The organism is Streptomyces alboniger (genome assembly GCF_008704395.1).
Lineage (GTDB): Bacteria > Actinomycetota > Actinomycetes > Streptomycetales > Streptomycetaceae > Streptomyces > Streptomyces alboniger.
This window is the reverse complement of sequence record NZ_CP023695.1, coordinates 4,023,028-4,043,103: the sequence shown is the minus strand read 5'-3', so window position 1 is coordinate 4,043,103 and position 20,076 is coordinate 4,023,028. Positions and strand designations below refer to the sequence as shown.

The 20,076-nt window shown below is 71.7% G+C and carries 19 protein-coding genes and 1 tRNA gene; 8 read left to right on the top strand and 12 right to left on the bottom strand.

From position 1 onward, the window contains the following. Positions 1-39 precede the first annotated feature (39 nt). The 3 genes from CP975_RS17975 to pdhA are packed head-to-tail and all read right to left on the bottom strand — an operon-like array spanning position 40 to position 3,655. Positions 40-1,479 carry a dihydrolipoamide acetyltransferase family protein gene (locus CP975_RS17975; protein ID WP_055529062.1) on the bottom strand — a complete coding sequence of 480 codons (1,440 nt, stop codon included), beginning with the start codon at positions 1,477-1,479 and terminating at the stop codon, positions 40-42. Next, positions 1,479-2,495, bottom strand: coding sequence for an alpha-ketoacid dehydrogenase subunit beta (locus CP975_RS17970; RefSeq protein WP_055529064.1), 1,017 nt, complete (start codon positions 2,493-2,495; stop codon positions 1,479-1,481). Before CP975_RS17970 ends, CP975_RS17975 begins: the two co-directional genes overlap by 1 nt. Next, positions 2,492-3,655, bottom strand: coding sequence for a pyruvate dehydrogenase (acetyl-transferring) E1 component subunit alpha (pdhA, locus tag CP975_RS17965; protein ID WP_055529066.1), 1,164 nt, complete (start codon positions 3,653-3,655; stop codon positions 2,492-2,494). The genes CP975_RS17970 and pdhA overlap by 4 nt, the downstream gene beginning before the upstream one ends. A 205-nt stretch (positions 3,656-3,860) precedes the next feature. Here pdhA and CP975_RS17960 point away from each other — a divergent pair, with 205 nt between their 5' ends. After that, on the top strand, positions 3,861-4,415 hold the full coding sequence (locus CP975_RS17960) for an Lrp/AsnC family transcriptional regulator (RefSeq protein WP_425474323.1): 555 nt from the start codon (positions 3,861-3,863) through the stop codon (positions 4,413-4,415). Between the two features lie 40 nt (positions 4,416-4,455). Here CP975_RS17960 and CP975_RS17955 read toward each other — a convergent pair whose 3' ends face one another. Next, positions 4,456-5,049: a TetR/AcrR family transcriptional regulator gene (locus tag CP975_RS17955; protein WP_055529070.1), complete on the bottom strand. Its 594-nt coding sequence runs from the start codon at positions 5,047-5,049 to the stop codon at positions 4,456-4,458. Next, positions 5,046-6,557 (bottom strand): 3-hydroxyacyl-CoA dehydrogenase, encoded by a 1,512-nt coding sequence (locus tag CP975_RS17950; protein ID WP_055529072.1) that lies wholly within the window; start codon positions 6,555-6,557, stop codon positions 5,046-5,048. Before CP975_RS17950 ends, CP975_RS17955 begins: the two co-directional genes overlap by 4 nt. 194 nt (positions 6,558-6,751) lie before the next feature. On the opposite strand from CP975_RS17950, the gene paaN reads away from it, so the two are divergent. Next, the gene (gene paaN / locus CP975_RS17945) at positions 6,752-8,443 is read left to right on the top strand and encodes a phenylacetic acid degradation protein PaaN (protein WP_055529074.1); all 1,692 of its coding nucleotides are present in this window, start codon (positions 6,752-6,754) and stop codon (positions 8,441-8,443) included. A 28-nt stretch (positions 8,444-8,471) separates the two neighbouring features. Here the strand turns inward: paaN and CP975_RS17940 are convergent, their stop codons facing one another. From CP975_RS17940 to CP975_RS17930, 3 genes are read right to left on the bottom strand one after another with little or no spacing between them, the layout of a single operon-like run. Continuing rightward, on the bottom strand, positions 8,472-9,251 hold the full coding sequence (locus tag CP975_RS17940; protein ID WP_055529076.1) for a TrmH family RNA methyltransferase: 780 nt from the start codon (positions 9,249-9,251) through the stop codon (positions 8,472-8,474). Next, complete coding sequence (locus tag CP975_RS17935; protein WP_055529078.1) at positions 9,248-10,489, bottom strand: HTTM domain-containing protein; 1,242 nt, start codon at positions 10,487-10,489, stop codon at positions 9,248-9,250. The genes CP975_RS17940 and CP975_RS17935 overlap by 4 nt, the downstream gene beginning before the upstream one ends. Then, positions 10,486-11,340 carry a DUF5819 family protein gene (locus CP975_RS17930; RefSeq protein WP_055529080.1) on the bottom strand — a complete coding sequence of 285 codons (855 nt, stop codon included), beginning with the start codon at positions 11,338-11,340 and terminating at the stop codon, positions 10,486-10,488. Before CP975_RS17930 ends, CP975_RS17935 begins: the two co-directional genes overlap by 4 nt. A gap of 184 nt (positions 11,341-11,524) precedes the next feature. Between CP975_RS17930 and paaA the strand changes: the two genes are divergently transcribed. From paaA to CP975_RS17900, 6 genes are all read left to right on the top strand, one after another. After that, a complete protein-coding gene (paaA, locus tag CP975_RS17925) occupies positions 11,525-12,532 on the top strand; it encodes a 1,2-phenylacetyl-CoA epoxidase subunit PaaA (RefSeq protein ID WP_055529082.1) in 1,008 nt (335 codons plus the stop codon). Further along, entirely contained in the window at positions 12,529-12,819 is a 291-nt protein-coding gene (gene paaB / locus CP975_RS17920; RefSeq protein ID WP_055529084.1) for a 1,2-phenylacetyl-CoA epoxidase subunit PaaB, read from the top strand. Before paaA ends, paaB begins: the two co-directional genes overlap by 4 nt. Next, positions 12,816-13,595, top strand: a complete 780-nt coding sequence (gene paaC / locus CP975_RS17915; protein WP_150477102.1) for a 1,2-phenylacetyl-CoA epoxidase subunit PaaC — start codon at positions 12,816-12,818, stop codon at positions 13,593-13,595. Before paaB ends, paaC begins: the two co-directional genes overlap by 4 nt. After that, positions 13,589-14,089 carry a 1,2-phenylacetyl-CoA epoxidase subunit PaaD gene (gene paaD, locus CP975_RS17910; RefSeq protein WP_030790412.1) on the top strand — a complete coding sequence of 167 codons (501 nt, stop codon included), beginning with the start codon at positions 13,589-13,591 and terminating at the stop codon, positions 14,087-14,089. The genes paaC and paaD overlap by 7 nt, the downstream gene beginning before the upstream one ends. Next, positions 14,089-15,162 (top strand): 2Fe-2S iron-sulfur cluster-binding protein, encoded by a 1,074-nt coding sequence (locus CP975_RS17905; RefSeq protein ID WP_150477101.1) that lies wholly within the window; start codon positions 14,089-14,091, stop codon positions 15,160-15,162. The genes paaD and CP975_RS17905 overlap by 1 nt, the downstream gene beginning before the upstream one ends. Before the next feature lie 114 nt (positions 15,163-15,276). Beyond that, positions 15,277-16,410, top strand: a complete 1,134-nt coding sequence (locus tag CP975_RS17900) for an acyl-CoA dehydrogenase family protein (RefSeq protein WP_055534794.1) — start codon at positions 15,277-15,279, stop codon at positions 16,408-16,410. Between the two features lie 14 nt (positions 16,411-16,424). Here the strand turns inward: CP975_RS17900 and CP975_RS17895 are convergent, their stop codons facing one another. From CP975_RS17895 to CP975_RS17880, 4 genes are all read right to left on the bottom strand, one after another. After that, positions 16,425-16,772: a rhodanese-like domain-containing protein gene (locus CP975_RS17895; protein WP_150477100.1), complete on the bottom strand. Its 348-nt coding sequence runs from the start codon at positions 16,770-16,772 to the stop codon at positions 16,425-16,427. A gap of 72 nt (positions 16,773-16,844) precedes the next feature. Continuing rightward, positions 16,845-17,801, bottom strand: coding sequence for a hypothetical protein (locus tag CP975_RS17890; RefSeq protein WP_246201797.1), 957 nt, complete (start codon positions 17,799-17,801; stop codon positions 16,845-16,847). A 93-nt stretch (positions 17,802-17,894) separates the two neighbouring features. After that, positions 17,895-19,364: a DUF2252 domain-containing protein gene (locus CP975_RS17885; protein ID WP_167532705.1), complete on the bottom strand. Its 1,470-nt coding sequence runs from the start codon at positions 19,362-19,364 to the stop codon at positions 17,895-17,897. A 214-nt stretch (positions 19,365-19,578) separates the two neighbouring features. Further along, positions 19,579-19,665: transfer RNA gene (locus CP975_RS17880), tRNA-Leu, on the bottom strand. Positions 19,666-20,076: the final 411 nt, after the last annotated feature.

Genomic DNA, 20,076 nt, shown 5'->3' with positions numbered 1-20,076 from the left:
TACGTCACCAGGTGGCGCCCCCTCACTCCGACGCCCGCCTCACACCGACCGCAGCAGCAACGCCGGCTGTTCGACACAGTCCGCCACGTACCGCAGGAAGCCGCCCGCCGTACCACCGTCGCACACCCGGTGGTCGAACGTGAGCGACAGCTGGACCACATGCCGCACCGCCAACTCCCCCTGGTGCACCCACGGCTTCGGCACGATCCGGCCCACGCCGAGCATGGCCGCCTCGGGGTGGTTGATGATCGGCGTGGAGCCGTCGACCCCGAACACGCCGTAGTTGTTCAGCGTGAACGTCCCCCCGGTGAGGTCGCGGGGGGTCAGCTTCCCGGCCCGCCCCTCCTCGGTGAGCCGGATCAGCTCGGCGTTGATCGACTCCGTCGTCCGTGTCTGGGCGTGCCGTACGACGGGGACGACCAGGCCACGATCGGTCTGCGCGGCGAACCCGAGGTGGATGTCGGCGAATCGGCGCACCTCCCGCGCCTCCATGTCCACGCTGGAGTTGAGCACCGGGAAGCGGCCGAGCGCGGCCACGCTGATGCGGGCGAACAACGCGAGCAGCGACACCTTCTGGCCGTCGCGCTCCGTCACAGCGGCGTTCATGGCGGCGCGGGCGGCGAGCAGCTCGGTCGCGTCGGCGTCGACCCAGCAGGTGGCCTCCGGTATCTCGCGCCTGCTGCGGGACATCTTGTCCGCGACGAGGCCCCGGACGCCGGTCAGCGGATGCCGGGACGCCAGGCCCGCGCGCGTGGGCTCCTGCCCCGCCTCCACCTGGCGGCGCTCCTCGGAGGCCACGGCCTCACGTGTGCCCGCCGTGCCCGCCGGGCCCGCGCCGATGGCCGCCTCGACGTCGGCCCGCGTGATGAGCCCGTCGGGGCCCGAACCCGCCAGCGCGCGCAGATCCACGTCATGCTCCCGCGCCAGCCTGCGTACGAGCGGAGAGATCACCGGCACAGGGCCGTCCACGCGCGTGGCGGGACTTTCCGACCCTCCGGAGGTCGCCTCTCCGGAGAGCGCGGCGGGCACCTCAAAGGCCGGCCGGGTGGGCCGCACCCTCCTGCGGCGGGCAGGCGCGGCCGCGGTGCCGTAACCGACCAGGACATTGCCGGAAGACTCCTCGGCCGCCGCTTGCAGCGCCCGCTCTGCGGGCTCCTCCGGCGCACGGACCCCGACCGGTGCGCCTCCATCGTCGGGGGTGTGACTGTCGACCGGCGCGCCAGGATCGGCGGGAGCCCCCACAGCGACGGTCAACAGCGGCGCCCCGACGGGCAGTTCCGCGCCTTCCTCACCGAATCGGGCCGTGACCACGCCTCCGTAGGGACACGGCACTTCGACCATCGCCTTGGCCGTCTCGACCTCGACGACCGGCTGGTCGACGGCGACGACGTCCCCGACCTCGACGAGCCAGCGGACGATCTCGGCCTCCGTCAGCCCCTCGCCGAGGTCGGGCAGCTTGAACTCCAACACCTGCGCCATCAGCTCTGCGCCTCCCACTGCAACCGCGCGACCGCGTCCAGGATCCGGTCGACGCCCGGCAGATGGTGCTTCTCCAGCATCGGCGGCGGATACGGGATGTCGAACCCCGCGACCCGCAGCACCGGCGCCTCCAAGTGATGGAAGCACCGCTCGGTGACCCGCGCGGCGATCTCCCCGCCGGGCCCGCCGAAGCCGCTCGACTCGTGCACGACGACAGCCCGGCCCGTGCGTCGTACGGACGCGGCGACCGTCTCGTCGTCGAAGGGCACCAGCGAGCGCAGGTCGACCACTTCGAGATCCCAGCCCTCGGCGCGGGCGGCCTCGGCCGCCTCCAGGCAGACGGGCACGGACGGGCCGTACGTGATGAGCGTGGCGCTGCGCCCGGGGCGCCGCACCACCGCGCGGCCTATCGGTTCAACGCTCTGGGGCGCGTCCGGGTTCCAGTCCGCCTTGGACCAGTACAGGCGCTTCGGCTCCAGGAAGACGACCGGGTCGTCGGAGGCGATGGAGGCCCGCAGCAGGCCGTACGCGTCGGCGACCGTGGCGGGCGCGACGACGTGCAGGCCCGGCGTCGCCATGTAGTACGCCTCGGATGAGTCGCTGTGGTGTTCGACGCCGCCGATCCCGCCGCCGTAGGGCACGCGCACGGTGATGGGCAGCGGCATCGCGCCCCTGGTGCGGTTGCGCATGCGCGCCACATGCGAGATCAGCTGCTCGAAGGCGGGATAGGCGAAGGCGTCGAACTGCATCTCGACGACGGGCCGCAGGCCGTACATCGCCATGCCGACCGCCGTCCCGAGGATGCCCGCCTCGGCCAGCGGGGTGTCCGTACAACGGTCCTCGCCGAACTCCTTGGTGAGCCCGTCGGTGACCCGGAAGACACCACCGAGGGCCCCGACGTCCTCACCCAGGACGTGCACGGAGGAGTCCTCGGCCATGGAGTCGCGCAGCGCTCGTCCGAGCGCCTGCGCCATGGTGGCCGGTTTGGTGGCCGGCTTCGCCGCGACCGTGGTCATCGCGTCTCCCCCTTCGCCGACTCCGCCGCTTCCGCCTCTTCCGCGGCTGCTTCCAGCTCGGCCCGCAACTGCGCCGCCTGCTCCCGTAGTTGCGAGGTCTGCTCGGCGTACACGTGCGTGAAGAGGTCCATGGGGTCCAGGAGGGGATCCTTGTTCATGCGTTCGCGCAGGTCGGCCGCCATGGCCTCGGCGTCCTCGCTCGCGCGTCGCCTGGTGTCGTCGTCCAGGAGGCCGCGCTCCACCAGCTCCCGCTCCAGGAGCAGGACCGGGTCGTGGTCACGCCAGGCCGCGACCTCGTCGTCGTGGCGGTAGCGCGTGGCGTCGTCGGCGTTCGTGTGGGCTTCCATGCGGTACGTGATCGCCTCGACCAGGGTCGGCCCGCCGCCCTCCCGCGCGCGGGCGACCGCCTCGCCGAGGACCTCGTGCATCGCGGCCACGTCGTTGCCGTCCACCAGGCGTCCCGGCATGCCGTACCCGACGGCCTTGTGGGCCAAGGAGGGGGCGGCGGTCTGCCTGTCGAGCGGCACGGAGATCGCGAAGCCGTTGTTCTGCACGAGGAAGACCACGGGCGCACGCCACACCGCGGCGAAGTTCAACGCCTCGTGGAAGTCGCCCTCACTGGTGCCGCCGTCGCCGACCATGGCGAGGGCGACCACGTCGTCGCCTTTGAGACGGGCGGCGTGCGCCAGGCCCACGGCGTGCGGCAGCTGGGTGGCGAGTGGGGTGCACAGGGGCGCTATGCGGTGCTCGCGCGGGTCGTATCCCGTGTGCCAGTCGCCGCGCAGCAGCGTCAGGGCACTCACGGGATCGAGCCCGCGGGTGAGCACGGCGAGCGTGTCCCGGTAGCTGGGAAAGAGCCAGTCCCGCTCCTCCAGCACCAGCGCTGCGGCGATCTCGCAGGCCTCCTGGCCGGTGCTCGAGGGGTAGACCGCGAGCCTGCCCTGCTTCGTGAGTGCCGTCGCCTGCGTGTTGTAACGGCGTCCGCGCACCAGCTCCGCGTAGAGCCGGCGCAGCAGCCCCGGGTCGGCCTTCCCGGCGGCCTCCGTGCCAAGGACGCGGTACGGCTCGGCGTCCGGCAGCAGCGGCGCGGGGTCGGTCCTGGGCTGCCAAGCGGGGGGCGGGGTCGGCCGGTAGGCGCCCCGCTGCTCCATGACCGTCATGACGGCACCTCCTGGGGGAAGCGGACTCCTCGTGGGAGCGGCAAAAGAGGCGCAGCGATGTGATGCGCCTCACCTACCGATTGTTCGGTCGTCGGCACATTTTGGCTACAGGCACCTCCAGGCTGTGGACAAACGGTTCTGCACAGCCTGGGATGGATGCAGTACGTCCATGGTAGGGAGGCGGGGGGACATGGCATCTGAACGAATGGCCGACCAGCACGCCGGCGGCCCACCGGAGCCCCGAGTACCGGAATCCCGAGTACCGGAGCCCCGGGTGCCAGAGCCCCGAGTACCGGAGGCCCGGGTGCCGGATCCTCGACCCCTGGACGCCATCGACCGCGACATCCTCCAGATCCTGCACACGGACGGTCGCGCATCGATACGCTCCGTGGCCGAACGCGTCCATGTGTCGCGGGCCAACGCGTACGCGCGCATCAACCGCCTCATCGACGACGGCGTCATCCGGGGCTTCGGGGCGCGGATCAACCACGAGCGCGCCGGGCAGGGCGCCTCCGCCTACATCACGCTCAAGATCGTCCAGAACACCTGGCGTACAGTGCGCGAGCATCTGCGCGCACTCCCGGGTGCGTCCCATATCGCACTGGTAAGCGGCGACTTCGACGTACTGCTCCTGGTGCACACGCCGGACAACCGCGCCCTGCGCGAGCTGGTGCTCACCCGGCTCCAGTCCATCCCCGAAGTCCTCAGCACGCGTACGTTGCTGGTCTTCGAGGAGGACGACATGGAGCCCGAGAGCTGACCGACGGCCGCCCGAGCGGCCGTCGTGCCGACTCCGAGGTTCAGCGGTCGGTGCGCAGCCCCGCGAAGGCCAGCCGCACGACGGCGTCGGCGATCTCCGCGCCGTTGGCCGCTCCCCGGCTCTCCGGCCGGTACCACTCCACGATGGAGTTGATCATTCCGAAGAGCAGCCGGGTGGCCAGGCGCAGCTCGACGTCGGAGCGCAGGTCGCCGTCCGCGACGGCCTCCTTCAGCAGCTCGGCCACCTGCTGGTCGAATTCCCTGCGCCGCTCCAGGGCCCACCGCTCGGTGTCCGTGTTGCCGCGCACGCGCAGCAGCAGCGTCACATAGGGCACCTCGGCGACCAGGACCTCCACCGTGCGGCGCGTGACGTATTCAAGGCGCTCGACGGCGCTGCCCACGCGCGCGTGCTCCTCGGCGAGGATCCCGAAGAGCCCGTCGATCGCCCGGCTCACCGCGCGGCGCAGCAGTTCCTCCTTGCCCGCCACGTGGTGGTAAATCGAGGACTTGGAGATGCCGGCCGCCTTGGAGAGGTGCTCCATGGACGTGCCGTCGTAGCCACGCTCGTTGAAGACCCGGACGGCGACGCTGAGCAGCGTCTCCGGGGTGTAGGTGTCCCGCCGGGCGGTGGTCATGAGTACTCCTCTCGCACGGCCTGGCGCCGCAGGGCCTGGGAGGGTGCGTAACGCCCGGTGGGGTACTCGTCGTTCAGGAGATCCAGCGCCTCGGCCACGCGGTACGCGGTGAGGCGGCGACCCCATTCGATCGGCCCGAGTGGGTAGTTGACGCCGAGGCGCATGGCGGCGTCGACGCCCTCGGCGTTGGCCACCTCGCGGCCGACGGCGTCCAGGGCGAAGTCGATCAGCATCCACACCGTGCGGGCGACGATCATCCCCGGGGCGGGCCCGATGACGCTGACCTTCTTGCCGAGCGCCTGGAAGAGGCCGATCGCCTCCGTCAGCGCCTGCTCGCCCACCCTGCCGGAGGGGGCGAGGGCGATGCGGGTCGCGGTGCGGTAGTCCAGGGCGAGGTCGAAGTGGATCGTGGGCTCGGCCGCGGCGTCGGGGGACGTCCCGTCGGCCGGTGCGAGCCGTGCGCCGCCGGGCAGCTCGATGGAGCCTGGATAGCTCGGAACGTCCGTGCCGTGCTCGACGCGGATGCCGGCGTCCCGGATGAGGCCCGGGAGGGCTTCCGCCGCGAAGAGGTCACCGTGGACGGTGACGGACTCCGGGGCCCGCTCGGGTCCGGCGGTGTGCGGTTCCGGGCGTGGGGCGTCATCCCCGTACGCGTACCAGCCCCGGCCCGACTTCCGGCCGAGGCGGCGTGACTCGACGAGCCGGCGCTGGGCGAGCGAGGGGGTGAACTTGGGGTCCTGGAAGAACGACTCCCACACGGAGCGCGTGACGGATTCGTTGACGTCCTGGCCGATGAGGTCGGTCAGCTCGAAGGGGCCCATCTTGAAGCCGCCGCACTCGCGCAGGACCGCGTCGATCGTCGCCGGGTCGGCGACGCGCTCTTCGTGCAGGCGCAGCGCCTCGGCGTAGAAGGGCCTGGCGACGCGGTTGACGATGAAGCCGGGGGTGTCCGCGCAGCGCACCGGCCTCTTGCCCCAGGCCTTCGCGGTCTCGTACGCGCGCGTGGCCGCCGTCTCGTCGGTCGCGAAGCCGCTGACGACCTCGACGAGGGGAAGCAGCGGCGCGGGGTTGAAGAAGTGCAGGCCCACGAAACGGCCCGGCTTCTCCAGGGCGCCCGCGATGGCGGTGACGGAGAGGGAGGAGGTGTTGGTGGCCAGCAGACAGTCGCCGCCGACGACGTCCTCCAGGTCCTGGAACAGCCGCTGCTTCACGTCCAGTTGCTCCAGGACGGCCTCGATGACGAGACCGCAGCCCGCCAGCTCCGCGAGGCTGTCGGCGGGCGTGAGGCGGGCGGCCGCGGCGGTACGGTCCGCGGCGGTGAGCCTGCCCTTCTCGACGAGCCGGTCAAGACGGGCGCCGATCGCGTCGGCCGCCGCCTTCGCCCGGCCGGGGGCCGCGTCGTACAGCCGCACGGGGTGGCCGGCCACCAGGGCGACCTGTGCGATGCCCTGCCCCATGGTTCCGGTGCCCACCACGGCAACGGCGCTGCTGAGCTCGAGTGCTGTCATGTTCGCGATCCTCCCGCACGGTCCGCCGACCGCCGGGTTCGGGGTGGCCCGGAGAAGTTGTCCACAGGTTTGACGGACCCTCTTGTCCCGACCGATCGTTCGGTTACTCTAGCTCTGTCAGCCAGTCCCTGCCCACTGTTCCCGCCCACTCGCCAGCTCGATGGAGAGCTGACCGACGAGGAGTTGGTCCTGCCATGGCCGCCGAACTCACCGCGCACCAGCTGATCGCCAAGCACCGGTCCACCCTCGATCAGGCGCTGGAGACCATCAGCACGCGCGCGTACTGGTCCCCGCACCCCGAGCACCCCAAGGCGTACGGGGAGGACGGCAGCCTGAGCCTGCCCGAGGGCAAAGCCGCTTTCGACGCCCTCCAGGGCGCCCGCTTCGACCTCGACCAGCCCGGCACGGACGACTGGGTCGGCGGCGAAGTCTCTCCGTACGGCCCGGAGTTGGGGATCACGTACCCCCACCCGGACATCGACACGCTGCTGCCCGCCATGCGCGCCGGAATGCGCGCCTGGCGCGAGGCGGGCGCGGAGACGCGCGCGATGGTCAGCCTGGAGATCCTGGCGCGGATCAGCGCCCGCACGCACGAGATGGCGCACGCGGTCATGCACACCAGCGGGCAGGCCTTCATGATGGCTTTCCAGGCGGGCGGCCCGCATGCCCAGGACCGCGGCCTGGAAGCGATCGCGTACGCCTATGCGGAGCAGACCCGCACGCCCGGCACCGCCGAGTGGCACAAGCCCCAGGGCAAGCGCGACCCCCTCGCCCTGAGCAAGCGGTTCACGCCCGTGCCGCGCGGCATCTCACTCCTGATCGGCTGCAACACCTTCCCTACGTGGAACGGCTACCCGGGCCTCTTCGCCTCGCTCGCGACCGGCAACCCCGTCCTGGTCAAGCCCCACCCGCGCGCGGTGCTGCCGCTCGCGCTCACGGTCCGGATCGCCCGTGAGGTCCTCGCGGAGGCGGGCTTCGACCCGAACCTGGTCTGCCTGGCCGCCGAGCGGCCCGGCGAGGGGATCGCCAAGACGCTCGCCGTGCGCCCCGAGATCAAGATCATCGACTACACGGGATCGACCTCGTTCGGCGACTGGCTCGAGGCCAACGCCCGCCAGGCGCAGGTCTACACGGAAAAGGCCGGCGTCAACACGGTCGTGGTCGACTCGACGGACAACTACAAGGGAATGCTGGCCAACCTCGCCTTCTCCCTGTCCCTCTACAGCGGCCAGATGTGCACCACCCCGCAGAACCTCCTCATCCCGCGCGACGGCATCGAGACGGACGCCGGAGCCAAGTCGTACGACGACGTGGTGGCCGACCTCGCGGCCTCGGTGAGCGGCCTCCTGGGCGACGACGCCCGGGCGAACGGCATCCTGGGCGCGCTGGTCAACCCGGACGTGAAGACCCGCCTGGAGGCTGCCGCGGGCCTCGGCGAAGTGGCCCTCCCCTCAAGGACGATCACGAACCCCGACTTCCCCGACGCCGTGGTGCGCACGCCGGTGATCGTCAAGCTGGACGGCGCGAAGCCGGACGCCGAGTCGGCCTACCTCAGCGAGTGCTTCGGCCCGGTCTCCTTCGCGGTCGCCGTCGACTCCGCCGCCGACGCTGTGGAGCTGTTGCGCCGCACGGTGCGCGACAAGGGAGCGATGACCGTAGGGGCGTACACCACCTCGGAAGAGGTCTCCACGGCCATCGAGGAGACCTGCCTGGAGGAGTGCGCCCAGCTGTCGCTGAACCTCACGGGCGGGGTCTATGTGAACCAGACGGCGGCGTTCTCGGACTTCCACGGCTCGGGCGGCAACCCCGCGGCGAACGCCGCGCTGTGCGACGGCGCGTTCGTCGCCAACCGCTTCCGCGTGGTGGAGGTCCGCAAGGACGCGTGACCCGCGCGCGGAGCGTGACCCGGCGGGCTCAGGTCTCCAGGCCCGGAGGCCTGCCCGCCGACCAGTGGAAGAGCGCCATGCCGACACTCGTCGCCAGGTTGTAGCTGGAGACCTGGGGGCGCATCGGCAGGGAGACCAAGTGATCGGCCCGTTCCCGCAGCTCCGCCGACAGGCCGCTGCGCTCGGACCCGAAGGCGAGCACCGCGTCGTCCGGGAGCTTCAGCCCCCGGATGTCGTCGCCCTCCGCGTCGAGGGCGAACACCGGCCCCGGCGGCAGTCCGGCGATGTCCATCCGCTCCACGGCCGTCGCGAAGTGCAGCCCCGCACCACCCCGTACGACCGTGGGGTGCCAGGGGTCGAGCGTCCCGGTCGTGACGACACCGGTCGCGCCGAACCCGGCGGCGAGCCGGATCACCGCCCCGGCGTTGCCCAGATTGCGGGGGTCGTCGAGCACCACGACCGGCGCGGTCCTCGGCATGCGGCCCAGCGCATCGAGATTGGCCGCGCGCGAAGGGCGTACTGCCAGGGCGGCCGTCGCGGTGGGGTGCAGCCGCGGCACCAGCGCGCGCAGCCGCTCCTCGGGGACCTCCACGAGGAGCGCGTCCAGCGCGTCCCTCACGTCCGGCGCCAGCTCGTCCGCGAGGGCCAGCACCTCGGCCCTGTCACCGGTCAGCGCGACCGGCACCCGTGCGTCGAAGCGCAGCGCGTGCTTGATCGCGTGGAAGCCGTCGAGCAGCACGGAGGTGTCGGCGAGCGCGCGCCAGGCGCGCACGGCGGCGTCGGGGCCCACCGCGTCCGTCCTGTTCATGGGGTGAAGCCTACGCGCGCGTGCTCGGAGGGCTCCTCGTCCCGCCGGCCCGCGGGACGCTGCTGCCGCGACGGCGTAAGGTCCCGGAGCGCCAAGCGGGAGAGAGGCGTACGGGAGAGAGGCGTACGGGAAATCAGTGCTCCACGCGCGCGTGCCACCCAGCCGCCCACGCGCCGCAGGAACGACTCCGGCAGGAACACCGCGTCGGCCGTGATCATCGCGAGCGAGAAGAACGGCAGCCCCAGGACGACGGCGATGACGGCGTGCTCGAAGATCATCGCTGCCAGCAGGACGTTCTTCACCCGGCGGTTGAAGAGGGTGAAGGGGAAGGCGACCTGCACGGCGACCGTCCCGTACGTCACCAGCATCAGGATCAGACCGTTGGACGAGAGCAGCTCGGAGAGGGCGTGCCACGGGGAGAAGTAGTCGAGGTTCAGCGGGTAGTAGACGGCCGTACCGTCCTGCCAGCGGCTGCCCTGGATCTTGTACCAGCCCGCGGTGGCGTAGATCAGACAGGCCTCGACCATGATCACGAGTAGGCCCGCGTTGTGGGTGAGGTTGGCGATGACATCGAGCAGCTTGCGCAGCTCGCTGTGCGGGGCACGGCGCCCCACCGCCCACCACAGGCCGTGGACCAGCCACAGCCCCCAGAAGATCAGCAGCCATCCACCGCTCAGCTCTCCCATGAACGTCACGGCGGACAGGCCGACCCCGAGGGCGCACCACAGGACGGGCCCCACCCGGTCGACGTCTCCCGCACGCGCGCGTGCCGCACGGCGCGCGTCCAGCGACCAGACCTGACCGCACCGGGTGAGCACCAGGTAGGTCGCCATCAGGTGGATGACGTTGTCGCCGCCGTCGCCGATGAAGATGCTGCGGTTCTGCAACGACAGCACACCGATCATGAAGAGCACGGACATCGTGCGCGTGCGCCAGCCGAGCGCCAGCAGGGCACTGCTCAGGATCGCGAGCGCGTAGACGACCTCGAACCAGATCCGCCCGTCCGACCACATCAGCGCGGTGAAGGCACCGTTGCCCGAGATGAGCTGCCGGGCCATGTCCCAGCCCCAGGGGCCGTCGGGACCGTACATCTCGTGGCGGTGGGGCAGTTCGCGCAGCAGGAAGAACAGCCAGGTGGCGGCGAATCCGATGCGGACCACCGCGGTCTGGTACGGGCCGAGAGCGAACCCGGTGACCTTGCTGAGCCCCTGCGCCAGCGGACGTTCGAGACGGGTCACCTGGTGGTCCCTTCCGCACCCGCGAGCGGCAGGTCGCCGGGCGCCACCGGCCACCACGGGAGCAGCCGGTAGACCGGCTTCGGGGAGACCTTCTCCTCGCTCCACTTCGGCGCCCGCACGTTCGTGGTCCTGGAGCGCAGCTGCACGCGCGCGATGGCGTCGCCCTCACCGCCCGGCCGCTCCCGGTCGAGCCGCATGTGCGCGATGCGGCGGATGTAGTGCTCGGAGAGCTGCCCGCGCGGGCCGACGGGACGATTCTGCGCGTCGTGCGAGCCGACGTAGAAGTCCCAGGCGCGGCGGAGTTCGTTCTGCCGCGTGTGGCTGGGCAGCAGGCTGCCGTCGATGGCGGCGCCGTCCTGCGCGGAGAGGTCGTACCAGTCGGTGGTCCGCACCCCTCCGTCCGCCGTACGAAGCTCCGCCCTGGCCTGCACCGCGATGTTCTGCTGGAGCGGGTTGGGGGCGAAGAGCTTCCAGTTCTGCTCGAACTCGGGATAGACCCACGCGTCGACCACGTCGCCGTGCTGCTTGGTCAGGGTGTTCGAAGGGGCGACGTGGAAGAAGAGCATCCCTATATGGACGCACGAGGCCACGGTGATGAGCGCGAGGGCGCAGGCCGCGGCGATCTGGTAGCCGAGCTTGAGCCCGGCGATGCCGACGCGGGCTTCCGGGGCGGTTCCGGGCGGGGCTTCCGGGGCGGTTCCGGGCGGCGCGTCCAGTGCGGTTCCGCGTGGCGCTTCCGGCACGGTTTCCGGGCTGCCGACAGGCCCCTCAGGTCTCCCGAGCCCCTCAGGCCCCTCTGGCCCCTCGGGACCGGCGGGCCCGCCGCCGGAGCCCTCCTCGTACCCGTCCATTCCGCCCCGTTCCCCGTACCCGCTCCGAACCCTGCCGCCGGAACGGTACTCAGGCCTGCCCGTCGCGCACAGTGTTCGCGAAGTTATCCACAGGGTTGACACCTTATGGCGGCGCGCCGCACCATTGAATTCAAACGAACCGAACGATCGGTCGGTCGGTTCGCTCAGGTCGAGGGGGACCGAGATGGCGACAGCAGCCGCACACAAGGCGGCGGGGACGGAGCCGGGCGAGGCGGCGCGCCAGGCGGCCCCGCCCGCGCGCACGGCCGAGCAGCAGGCCGCCTTCGACGAGGCGGTCGCCGCCGACGAGCGCATCGAGCCGCGCGACTGGATGCCGGACGCCTATCGCGCGTCCCTGGTGCGCCAGATCGCGCAGCACGCGCACTCCGAGATCATCGGCATGCAGCCGGAGGCCAACTGGATCACGCGCGCCCCCTCCCTGCGGCGCAAGGCGATCCTCATGGCGAAGGTGCAGGACGAGGCCGGACACGGCCTGTATCTCTACAGCGCCGCCGAGACCCTCGGCACCAGCCGCGACGAGCTGCTCGACAAGCTCCACTCGGGCCGTCAGAAGTACTCGTCGATCTTTAACTACCCCACGCTGACCTGGGCGGACGTCGGCGCGATCGGCTGGCTCGTGGACGGCGCGGCGATCACCAACCAAGTCCCGCTGTGCCGCTGTTCCTACGGCCCCTACGCCCGTGCGATGGTCCGCGTCTGCAAGGAGGAGTCCTTCCACCAGCGCCAGGGGTACGAGTCCCTGCTCGCCCTGAGCCGCGGCACCGAGGCCCAGCACGAGATGGCGCAGGACGCGGTGAACCGCTGGTGGTGGCCCTCGCTGATGATGTTCGGCCCGCCGGACGACGAGTCCTCGCACTCCGAGCAGTCGATGACGTGGAAGATCAAGCGCCATTCGAACGACGAGTTGCGCCAGCGCTTCGTGGACATCTGCGTCCCCCAGGCCGAATCGCTCGGCCTCACCCTCCCCGACCCGGACCTGGTGTGGAACGAATCGCGGGGGCACTACGACTTCGGCCCGATCGACTGGACCGAGTTCTGGGACGTCCTCAAGGGCAACGGCCCCTGCAACGACCAGCGCATCACCCAGCGCAGGCGCGCCCACGAGGAGGGCGCCTGGGTCCGGGAGGCCGCGGCCGCCCATGCCGCGAAGCACGGAAAGGCGACAGCATGAGCAGCTCGACCGAGTGGCCGCTGTGGGAGGTCTTCGTGCGCTCCCGTCGCGGGCTCTCCCACACCCACGCCGGCAGCCTGCACGCCCCGGACGCGGAGATGGCCTTGCGCAACGCCCGCGATCTGTACACCCGCAGGAGCGAGGGCATCTCCCTCTGGGTCGTGCCGTCTACGGCGATCACCGCCTCATCGCCGGACGAGAAGGACTCCTTCTTCGAACCGGCGGGCGACAAGCCCTACCGCCACCCGACGTTCTACGACATCCCGGACGGGGTGAAGCACCTATGACCGCCGCACCCGCCTCCACCCCCGCTGCCGGGGCCGCACCCACCGCCACTCCCGTGGCGACGCCTGCCCTGCCCGCCCTGCCCGCCCTCGCCCTGGGCGACGACGCCTTGGTGCTCTCGCACCGCCTGGGGGAGTGGGCGGGGCACGCCCCCGTCCTCGAGGAGGAGGTCGCCCTCGCGAACATCGCCCTCGACCTGCTCGGCCAGGCCCGCGTCCTGCTCTCCCTGGCCGGCGACGAGGACGAGTTGGCATACCTCCGCGAGGAGCGCGCCTTCCGCAACCTCCAGCTGGTCGAACAGCCGAACGGCGACTTCGCGCACACCATCGCCCGCCAGCTGTACTTCTCCACGTACCAGACCCTGTTGTACGGCCAGTTGGCGTCCGGTGATGGCGAGTTCGCGCCCCTGGCCGCGAAGGCCGTCAAGGAAGTCGCCTACCACCAGGACCACGCCGAGCAGTGGACGCTGCGGCTCGGCGACGGCACGGCCGAGAGCCACGAGCGGATGCAGCGCGGGCTCGACGCGCTGTGGCGGTTCACCGGTGAGATGTTCCAGCCGGTGGCCGGTCTCGACATCGACTGTCCGGCGCTGCGGGAGAGCTGGACGGCCTCGGTGACGGCCGTCATAGAGCGGGCCACCCTGACCGTGCCCGACGGACCGCAGACCGGCGCGTGGACGGCCGGCGCCGGACGTCAGGGTCTGCACACCGAGCCGTTCGGCCGGATGCTCGCCGAGATGCAGCACCTGCACCGGAGCCACCCGGGGGCGTCATGGTGACGACCGCGCCCACCGCGCTGGAGGCGGAGCTGCTGGCCCTGGCGGGCTCGGTGCCCGACCCGGAGCTGCCCGTGCTGACCCTGGCCGACCTCGGCGTCGTGCGCGGCGTGCGGGTCCTCGCCCCCGGCAAGGTCGACGTCGAGCTGACCCCGACGTACACCGGCTGCCCCGCGATCGAGGCCATGACCTCCGACATAGAGCAGGTGCTGCACGACCACGGCATCCCCGAGGTCTCCGTGCGCACGGTGCTCTCCCCCGCCTGGTCGACGGACGACATCAGCGCCGAAGGCCGCCGCAAGCTGGCCGAGTTCGGCATAGCGCCCCCACGCTCCCACCCGGCCGACGGCCCCGTCCCCCTGAGCCTGTCGATCCGCTGCCCGCACTGCGGGTCGACCGACACGGAGCTGCTCAGCCGCTTCTCCTCCACGGCGTGCAAGGCCCTGCGACGCTGCGCCTCCTGCCGTGAACCCTTCGATCACTTCAAGGAGTTGTGATGGCCCGCTTCCACCCGCTCCGGGTAGCGGCCGTCGACCGGCTCACCGACGACTCCGTGACGCTGACCTTCGACGTGCCGCCCGCACTGCGCGAGGAGTACCGCTTCACCCCCGGCCAGCACCTCGCCCTGCGCCGCTCCGTCGACGGCACCGAGATCCGCCGTACGTACTCGATCTGCTCCCCCGCCCCCCGCCCCGACGCCCCCGGGGAGCCGCGGACGCTGCGGGTCGGGGTGCGCCTCGTCGAGGACGGCGCCTTCTCGACGTACGCCTTCAAGGAGCTGTCCGTCGGCGACGAGCTGGAGGTGATGACCCCGGCCGGACGCTTCACGCTGGACCCCGCCCCCGGGCGTTACGCCGCAGTGGTCGGCGGCAGCGGGATCACACCGGTGCTGTCCATCGTCACCACACTCCTGGAGCGAGAGCCGCGAGCCGACTTCTGTCTGATACGCAGCGATCGCACGGCCGCCTCGACGATGTTCCTGGAGGAGGTGGCCGACCTCAAGGACCGCTGGCCGGACCGCTTCCAGCTGGTGACCGTCCTCTCCCGGGAGGAACAGCAGGCGGGCCTCGACTCCGGGCGGCTCGACGAGGAGCGGCTCGCCCGGCTCCTGCCGGCGCTGCTGCCGGTGGCGGAGATCGAGGGGTGGTTCCTGTGCGGCCCGTTCGGTCTGGTGCAGGGCGCGGAGCGGGCCCTGCGCGGCCTCGGTGTGGACCGTCGGCTCATCCACGAGGAGATCTTCCATGTGGACGGCGGTGTGGCGGCCGAGCCCGCGCCCCCGGCCGCCACGCCCGCGCACAGCACGGTGACGGCGACCCTGGACGGCCGCTCGGGCACCTGGCCCGTCCTGGACGGCGAGACCCTCCTGGAGACGGTGTTGCGCAACCGCGCGGACGCGCCCTACGCCTGCAAGGGCGGGGTCTGCGGGACCTGCCGCGCTTTCCGGGTCTCGGGCGAGGTCCGCATGGACCGGAACTTCGCGCTGGAGCCGGAGGAGACGGAGGCCGGGTATGTACTGGCCTGCCAGTCCCATCCGACCACGGACACAGTGGAGTTGGACTTCGACCGCTGAGAGGCAACCTCCCGGGGGCGACCGCGCGGCGCCGCCACTGTTCCCTTCCGCTAGAACCTGTTCTATCTTGACGCCCCGTCAGGTTCGAGCAGCCGGTGTACGGGAGGACAGGCAGTGGACTTCACCTTCACCGAGGAACAGCAGGCGGTGGTCGAGGCGGCCAAGGCGCTCTTCGCCGACGTCACGCCGGACGGGGTGCCGAGCCCCGCCCTCACGCCCGGTGCCGTCGCCGAGGACTTCGACCGCGCCCTGTGGTCCAGGCTCGCGGACGCCGACCTGCTCGGCCTGCTCGTCGATGCCGAGCACGGCGGCGTGGGCCTCGACCCGATCGCCCTGTGCCTGGTGCTCCGCGAGTCCGCGAAGGTCCTCGCACGGGTGCCGCTCCTGGAGAGCAGCGCCGCCGCGTCGGCCGTACAGGCTTATGGCAGCGCCGAGTTGAAGCGGCGGGTCCTGCCGCGGGCCGCCCGCGGGCAGCTCGTCCTCACGGTCGCCGCCAGCGGCCGCACCGGCCACGATCCCGCCGAACTCGCCGTCACCGCCCAGCGCGACGGCGACGACTGGCTCCTGGACGGACTCCAGACGGCCGTGCCCTGGGCGCACAACGCCGACCTCGTCGTCCTGCCCGCCCGCACCCCCGAGGGCCGCGCCGTACTCGCCCTCGTCCCGCGCGTCCATGAGGGCCTCACCCTCGCCGAGCAGTGCTCCACCAGCGGTGAGCGCCTGGGCGAGCTGCGGCTGGAGGCCGTGCGCGTCGCCGCGTCCGACGTCGTCGAGACCGACGGCGCCTGGGACCGGCTGCGCGACCTGCTCGCCACCGGCACCTGCGCGCTCGCCCTGGGCCTGGGTGAGCGCGTCCTCCGTATGACCGGTGAATACACCAGCAAGCGGGAGCAGTTCGGGCACCCTGTCGCCACGTTCCAGGCCGTGGCGGTGCAGGCCGCCGACCGCTACATCGACCTGCGCGCCATGGAGGCCACCCTCTGGCAGGCCGCCTGGCGCGTCAGCACCGCTACGGACAGCGCCCTGCCCGTAGCGGGAGACGTGGCGGTCGCCAAGATCTGGGCGTCGGACGGCGTACGCAGGGTCGTGCAGACGGCCCAGCACCTGCACGGAGGCTTCGGCGCCGACACCGACTACCCTCTGCACCGCTACCACGCCTGGGCCAAGCACCTGGAACTCTCCCTCGGCCCGGCGGCAGCGCACGAGGAGGCCCTGGGCGACCTCCTGGCGGCCCACGCGCTCAGCTGAGACGCCGAGAACACTCAGACGACGGTGCCCGGCTGTCCCTCGTCGTCGACGACCGGTCGCCCGGAGGCCTCCCAGGCCTCCATGCCCCCGGCGACATTCACCGCGTCGATGCCCTGCTGCCCGAGGTACATCGTGACCTGGGCGGAGCGCCCGCCGGACCGGCAGATGACGTTGACCCTGCCGTCCTGCGGCGCGGCCTCGGTCAACTCGCCGTACCGGGCGACGAATTCACTCATCGGAATGTGCAGCGCGCCCGCGGCGTGGCCCGCCTGCCATTCGTCGTCCTCCCGGACGTCCAGCAGAAAGTCGTCGTTCGTGAGGTCGTCGACGCCGACGGTGGGCACATGAGATCCGAAAGCCATACCCCGACGCTACCCGACCGGTAACGGCCCGCGGACGGGACTGCTCACGGACGGGACTGCTCGACGCATCGGTCAGGGTGACGCGGTCAGCCGCTCCAGCTCGGCCTCCCGCTCGGCGACCTGCGCGAGCAACTGCTCGGCGATCTCGTCGAGGAGCGCGTCGGGGTCGTCCGGGGCGATCCGCAGCATCCCGCCGATCGCGCTCTCCTCCAGATCCTTGGCGAGGACGGAGAGGAGTTCCTTGCGCTGGGCGAGCCATTCGAGCCTGGCGTACAGCTCCTCGCTGCGCGTGAGGCGCTGCTCCTCCGGCACGGGACCCGCGGCCCACTCCTCGGAAAGCTCCCGCAGCATCGCCTCGTCACCACGGGCGTACGCGGCGTTGACGCGCGTGATGAACTCCTCGCGCCGCTGCCGCTCGCCCTCCTCCTGCGCCAGGTCCGGATGCGCCTTGCGGGCCAGATCGCGGTAGAGCTTGCGGGCCTCCTCGCCAGGGCGCACGCGCTGCGGCGGCCGCACCGACTGATCGGTCAGCATCGCCGCCGCCTCGGGGTGGAGCCCCTCGTCGTCCATCCAGCCGTGGAACAGCTCCTCGATGCCCGGCATCGGCATCACCCGAGCCCGCGCCTCGTCCGCCTTGCGCCGGTCCTCGGGGTCGCCCGTACGGGCGGCGGTGGCCTCGGCGATCCGTGCGTCCAGTTCGTCGAGGCGCGCGTACATCGGGCCGAGCTTCTGGTGGTGCAGGCGGGAGAAGTTCTCGACCTCCACCCGGAAGGTCTCCAACGCGATCTCGTACTCGATCAGCGCCTGCTCGGCGGCGCGTACGGCCCTTTCGAGCCGCGCCTCGGGCCGCTCGGCCCGCTCTTCGACCGGTTCCGCGCCCGGTTCCGCACCCGGCTCCTCGTACCGCGCCCTGAGCCGCTCCTTGAGCTGGTCCTTGAGCCGCCCACCGGAACCCGGCCGCCCCGCCCCCTCGCCGGGAGTCTCGGGTGTCTCAGGCGTCTCGGGCTGCGTCGGCTCGGCTTCCGGCATCGTCACCCGTCCAGCGTAGGCCACAGAGCCGCCCGCCCCGGATACACGGCCGTCCACCGCGCCGACCGTCCCCCAGGAAGCAGGCACCGCACCTCACACCCCCACCTCAGCAGCCACCCGCCCCTCCTTGACCGCCCGCACCAGCAGCGCGTGATCCGCCTCCGTACGATCCGCGTACGCCGTCGCGAACCGCGAGATCGCCGTGTCCAGCACGTCACCCTTGCCGCAGTACCCCGCTATGAGGCGCGGATCGGCGCTGTGCGCGTGGGCGCGGGCCAGCAGGGCGCCGGTCATTCGGCCGTAGTCGTCGATCTGATCGGCGGTCAGCGACACCGGGTCCACGCTGCCCTTGCGGTTCCTGAACTGGCGTACCTGGAAAGGCAGACCGTCCACCCTCGTCCACCCGAGCAGGAAGTCGCTGACGACCTGCATCCGCTTCTGTCCGAGCACCACCCGCTGCCCCTCGTGCGTGGCCGCGGGCGCCTCGAAGCCCGCCTCCGGCAGATGCGGAAGCAGCGCCGAGGGCCGCGCCTCCTTGACCTGGAGGACCAGTGGCTCGCCCCGGTGATCGAGCAGCAGCACCACGTACGACCGCAGGCCGACGCTTCCCGTGCCCACGACCCGGAACGCCACGTCCTGGATCGCGTACCGCCCGATCAGCGGCAGCCGGTCCTCGGCGAGCGTCCCCAGGTACCCCTCCAGGGAGGAGGCGACCGCGGCCGCCTCCGCGTCCGGTACGCGCCGCAGCACGGGCGGGGCGTCGACGAACCGTCGCCCCACGGAGCCGTCATCGCCCTCGACCGGCTCCGTCGCCTTCGCGGCGAACCTGGCGCTCGTGTTCTGCCGGGCCTTCTCGGAGACCCGCTCCAGCGTGCCGAGGAGATCACGCGCGTCCGTGTGCGAGACCAACTCCTCGTCCGCGATGGCGTTCCACGCGTCCAGGGCGGGCAGCTTCGCGAGCAGCCGCATGGTGCGGCGGTAGGCCCCCGCCGCGTCCAGTGCGGCCTCCGCGCAGACGTCCTCGCTCGCGCCGGCCTCGCGCCCCGCGAGCACCAGGGAGGTGGCAAGGCGCTTGAGGTCCCACTCCCAGGGGCCGTGCGCCGTCTCGTCGAAGTCGTTGAGGTCGATGACGAGCCCGCCCCGCGCGTCCGCGTACAGCCCGAAGTTCGCCGCGTGCGCGTCCCCGCATATCTGTGCGCCGATGCCGGTCAACGGGGCGCGCGCGAGGTCGTACGCCATGAGTCCCGCGGAGCCCCGCAGGAACGCGAAGGGAGAGGCGGTCATCCTGCCGACCCGGATCGGCGCCAGCTCGGGGAGCCTGCTGCGGTTCGACTCCTCCACGGCCGCCACGGCGTCGGGCCGCCCGGCGCCCACCTCGAACCGCGCGTGCTCCGAGCGCGGGACCCGCCCCCGCAGCGCCTTGCCCTCGCCCTTGGGCGACTCCTGCGCTGCCGTGGGCCAGGCCGCGAACCCCGGCACCTCCGGCAACCTCACACCGGCCCGCCCCCGCTGGCCCCGCTGCCCAGGAACCGTCCCGCGCCCGCCCTCAACCCGCTGCGCCATGCCCATCGCCCCCGCCGACCGTCACCGACCCGGGCCTCGAAAGCGACCCAGGCCTCGAAAGTACCGCCGCGCGCCGATGCCCGTCAGAGCCTGTGGATAACTCCAGTGACATACATCACCGCGCCGCCGGGCACAACAACAGACACACCAGCAGACACAACAAAAAGAAGCGGCCCCCTACCGGACTTTCATCCGGAGGAGGACCGCTTCCTCGTGGTGCGCGAGGGGGGAGTTGAACCCCCACGCCCTTGCGGGCACTGGAACCTGAATCCAGCGCGTCTGCCTATTCCGCCACCCGCGCATGGGTGCTGTCTTTGGGCCTCTCACTGTGTGGTGCGAGCGCCTGCCGACATCCAGAAGATTAGCACGCTGCCGAGGGTGGATTCACATCCGTATTCGGCGGGCACCTGCCAAGGGGCCCACCCTCGGACAAGCCGGGGGCCACGACCCGTACCGCGATCCGGACCGCGACCCAGGCCGCGATCCGGTCCGCAAGTCGGGCCGTCCCCGGCGAGCTCGCCGGGGACCGGCGCCAGGTGCGGGACACTGGCTCGGGGCCCCCTCTACGATCCCTGGTAAGAGGAGACTCGGGCAGCCGTCCCCGACAGCTGCCCGGAAGGGTTTCCTGATCCGGAAATCAGGGCCACGTCAGGGGTCCTGGGAGGATCCCTGGAGGCTGGTGCGGGCATGCCTTGTGAGAGGCGACACTCGT

Bases quoted from the DNA above. Each gene is read 5' to 3' on its own strand.
- CP975_RS17975 (WP_055529062.1), bottom strand. From the start codon at position 1,479: ATGGCGCAGGTGTTGGAGTTCAAGCTGCCCGACCTCGGCGAGGGGCTG.
- CP975_RS17970 (WP_055529064.1), bottom strand. From the start codon at position 2,495: ATGACCACGGTCGCGGCGAAGCCGGCCACCAAACCGGCCACCATGGCG.
- pdhA (WP_055529066.1), bottom strand. From the start codon at position 3,655: ATGACGGTCATGGAGCAGCGGGGCGCCTACCGGCCGACCCCGCCCCCC.
- CP975_RS17960 (WP_425474323.1), top strand. From the start codon at position 3,861: ATGGCCGACCAGCACGCCGGCGGCCCACCGGAGCCCCGAGTACCGGAA.
- CP975_RS17955 (WP_055529070.1), bottom strand. From the start codon at position 5,049: ATGACCACCGCCCGGCGGGACACCTACACCCCGGAGACGCTGCTCAGC.
- CP975_RS17950 (WP_055529072.1), bottom strand. From the start codon at position 6,557: ATGACAGCACTCGAGCTCAGCAGCGCCGTTGCCGTGGTGGGCACCGGA.
- paaN (WP_055529074.1), top strand. From the start codon at position 6,752: ATGGCCGCCGAACTCACCGCGCACCAGCTGATCGCCAAGCACCGGTCC.
- CP975_RS17940 (WP_055529076.1), bottom strand. From the start codon at position 9,251: ATGAACAGGACGGACGCGGTGGGCCCCGACGCCGCCGTGCGCGCCTGG.
- CP975_RS17930 (WP_055529080.1), bottom strand. From the start codon at position 11,340: ATGGACGGGTACGAGGAGGGCTCCGGCGGCGGGCCCGCCGGTCCCGAG.
- paaA (WP_055529082.1), top strand. From the start codon at position 11,525: ATGGCGACAGCAGCCGCACACAAGGCGGCGGGGACGGAGCCGGGCGAG.
- paaB (WP_055529084.1), top strand. From the start codon at position 12,529: ATGAGCAGCTCGACCGAGTGGCCGCTGTGGGAGGTCTTCGTGCGCTCC.
- paaC (WP_150477102.1), top strand. From the start codon at position 12,816: ATGACCGCCGCACCCGCCTCCACCCCCGCTGCCGGGGCCGCACCCACC.
- paaD (WP_030790412.1), top strand. From the start codon at position 13,589: ATGGTGACGACCGCGCCCACCGCGCTGGAGGCGGAGCTGCTGGCCCTG.
- CP975_RS17905 (WP_150477101.1), top strand. From the start codon at position 14,089: ATGGCCCGCTTCCACCCGCTCCGGGTAGCGGCCGTCGACCGGCTCACC.
- CP975_RS17895 (WP_150477100.1), bottom strand. From the start codon at position 16,772: ATGGCTTTCGGATCTCATGTGCCCACCGTCGGCGTCGACGACCTCACG.
- CP975_RS17890 (WP_246201797.1), bottom strand. From the start codon at position 17,801: ATGCCGGAAGCCGAGCCGACGCAGCCCGAGACGCCTGAGACACCCGAG.
- CP975_RS17885 (WP_167532705.1), bottom strand. From the start codon at position 19,364: ATGGCGCAGCGGGTTGAGGGCGGGCGCGGGACGGTTCCTGGGCAGCGG.